Genomic DNA, 1,692 nt, shown 5'->3' on the forward strand with positions numbered 1-1,692 from the left:
CGACTACCACGGCACCGACAACTTCACCTACACCGCCACCGACGGCACCGCCACCAGCTCCCCCGCCACCGTCACCATCACCGTCAACCCCGTCAACGACGCTACTGTCGCCAACAACGATTCCTATTCGACCGGCGAGGACAGCAGTCTGCTGGGCAACGTGTTGACCAACGACGTCGACGTCGACGGCGACACCTTCACTGCCGCTTTGCTCTCCGGACCGGCTCACGGCACATTGGTCCTGAATCCCGACGGCAGCTTCTCCTACACACCCACCGCCAACTACAGCGGTGTCGACAGCTTCAGCTACCAGGTTCCGGATGGAACGGCAACGAGCAATACCGCCCTGGTGACGATCGCCGTGACCGCCATCAACGATGCTCCGAATGCAGTCGACGACAGCTACACCACAGACGAAGACATCCCGCTGTCCGGCAACGTGCTCGCCAACGACACCGACGCAGAAGGCGACAGCCTTTCCGCCACGCTGGTCGCCGGACCTACTCATGGCACCCTGGTTCTGAACAGCGACGGCACTTTCACCTACACCCCCGACGCTGACTACACCGGCACCGATAGCTTCACCTACACCGCCGGCGACGCAGCGCTGACGGATAGCGCTCTGGTGACCGTTTCAATTTCGTCGGTCAACGACGTGCCGGTGGCAACCGGCGACAGCTTCACCACCGACGAAGACACCCCACTCTCGGGCAACGTCCTGACCAACGACACTGATGTCGACGGCGATTCACTGACCGCCACCCTCGTCGACGGACCCACCCACGGCGAACTGGTCCTCAACAACGACGGCACCTTCACCTACACCCCCGACGCCGACTACTACGGCACCGACACCTTCACCTACACCGCCACCGACGGCACCGCCACCAGCGCGGTAAGCACGGTCAGCATCACCGTCACCGCCGTCAACGACACCCCCGTCGCCACCGACGACACCGTCACCACCAACGAAGACACCCCACTCGCCGGCAACGTCCTGACCAACGACACCGACATCGACGGCGATTCACTCACCGCAACCCTGGTCGACGGACCCACCCACGGCGCCCTCGTCCTCAACGACGACGGCACCTTCACCTACACCCCCACCGCCAACTACCACGGCACCGACAGCTTCACCTACACCGCCACCGACGGCACGACCACAAGCACCGCCGCGACCGTGACCGTAACCGTCAACGCCGTCAACGACATTCCCGTCGCCGTGAACAACAGCTACACCACCAACGAAAACACCCAGCTGACCGGCAACGTCCTGACCAACGACACTGACGCCGACGGAAACACCCTCACCGCAACACTGGTCACCGGACCGACCCGCGGCACCCTCATCCTCAACAGCGACGGCAGCTTCACCTACACCCCCACCACCAACTATCACGGCACCGACGTCTTCACCTACAAAGCCAACGACGGTATCGCCAACAGCACCACCGCAGTTGTCACGATCACCGTCACGTCAGTCAACGACGCCCCCTCCGCCGTGAACGACGCCTACACGACGAGTGAGGAGTCGGCCGTCAACGGCAACGTCCTGGCCAATGACGCCGACGCCGACGCCGACACCCTCACCGCAGTGTTGGCCAGCGGACCCAGTCATGGCGCGCTGACCCTCAACAATGACGGCACCTTCACCTACACCCCGACCGCCAACTACAACGGCACCGACAG

At 63.5% G+C, this 1,692-nt stretch carries 1 protein-coding gene; it reads left to right on the forward strand.

All coding sequences use genetic code 11. The annotated features are described in order from the left end of the window. A partial coding sequence (locus J3476_RS27315; RefSeq protein ID WP_207069394.1) for an Ig-like domain-containing protein occupies positions 1-1,692 on the forward strand: 1,692 nt, incomplete at both ends.

Origin of the sequence: Mycobacterium sp. PO1 (genome assembly GCF_017312405.1) — a bacterium.
Taxonomy (GTDB): domain Bacteria; phylum Actinomycetota; class Actinomycetes; order Mycobacteriales; family Mycobacteriaceae; genus Mycobacterium.